The following is a 1,515-nucleotide window of genomic DNA, read 5'->3' as shown; positions in this document are numbered from 1 at the left end:
CTTCGTCTTTACCCCGTCTTCGGGCAGCCTTGCCGACGCGATGGTCGGCGAAGCCTATTCGCAACGCATCTCGGCGACCGGTGGCACCGGTGCGCTGGTCTACAGCCTGAAGAGCGGCGCCCTGCCAAAGGGCATGGTGCTCAACATTACGACCGGCGAACTGACCGGGCCGCTGGCCGCCGATGCCGTGCCCGACAGCTACAGTTTCACCATTGCTGTGACCGACAGCCGCGGCGCCAGCGGAACGGCTGCCTATACGCTGAAGCTGAATGCCCGTGCCGTGACGGTACCCAATGTCGTCGTCGAGGTTCCGGCAGGGTCGACGCCGAAGGATGTCTATCTCAACGGTGGCGCCACGGGTGGTCCGTTCACCGACGCAGCGGTTGCCTCGGTCTCGCCGCCCTTTGCCGGCACCGCCGAGATCATCGAGGGCGAGCTTGCCGCTGCCGGCAGCTTCACGCCGGTCGGCTTCTATCTGAAGTTCACGCCGAACCCGTCCTATTCCGGCTCGGCGGTGGTCAGCTATACGCTGAGGAGCGCGCTCGGCTCCTCCAATATCGGTTCGGTCACCTACAGGATCGCGCTCGACCGGGTGGCGGCCGGTGAGGAGATCGACGGGTTGGTGCGCGACTTCGTGCGCAACCGCCAGAACCTGTTGTCGTCGACGGTCAAGGTGCCGGGGCTGATCGAACGGCGGCGCGCGGCGACCAGCACCGATCCGGTGACGACGGCGGTGACGCCGTCGGAAAAGGGCGCCCGCCTCGGCTTTTCCTCGAGCCTGTCGCAGATCCAGGCGGCGCGCGATGCCGCCGATGCGGCAGCCGCCGGTCAGACCTTCGTGGCAACCGACCGACCGTTCGACATCTGGATGAACGGCAGCTTCCTGTTCCACAAGGATGAAGACGACAAAAGCGACAAGTGGGGCAATTTCGCCCTGTTCTCGCTCGGCGCCGACTATCTCCTGAGCGACCGGGCGCTCGTCGGCCTGTCGTTCCATTACGACTACATGACCGATCCGACCGACGAAGACGCCGAGCTGAAAGGCAATGGCTGGCTCGCCGGCCCCTATGCCTCTTTCGAGATCGGCAAGGGCGTCTTCCTCGACGCCAACCTGCTCTATGGCGGCTCGTCCAACGACATCGACACCGGCATCTTCACCGGCACGTTCGACACCACCCGCTGGATGGCGGACGTCAAGCTGACCGGCGAATGGCAACTGGACGAGGCGACGGTTTTCCTTCCGAAGCTCAGAGCCGTCTACTTCAACGAAGAGACGGACGACTACAGCGTCAGGAACGCGCTCGGCGAGGTGATCGACCTCAAGGGCTTCATCGAGGAACAGGCCCGGCTCAGCATCGGCTTCGACATCGAACGCACGCTGGAGCTGGAAAACGGGCTGATCCTGTCGCCGACGGTCGGCGCCGATGTCGGCTTTGCGTCGCTCGACGGCGAAGGCCTGTTCGGCCGGGTCTCGGCCGGGCTTGCGCTCAGCAACAACGACAATTGGGACCTCGA

At 64.8% G+C, this 1,515-nt stretch carries 1 protein-coding gene; it reads left to right on the top strand.

All coding sequences use genetic code 11. The annotated features are described in order from the left end of the window. On the top strand, positions 1-1,515 hold a 1,515-nt coding region (locus VGO12_RS09345; RefSeq protein WP_327512464.1), incomplete at both ends, for an autotransporter domain-containing protein.

The organism is Ensifer sp., assembly GCF_035999135.1.
Taxonomy (GTDB): Bacteria; Pseudomonadota; Alphaproteobacteria; order Rhizobiales; family Rhizobiaceae; genus Ensifer.
This window is presented reverse-complemented; position numbering and strand designations above follow the sequence as displayed.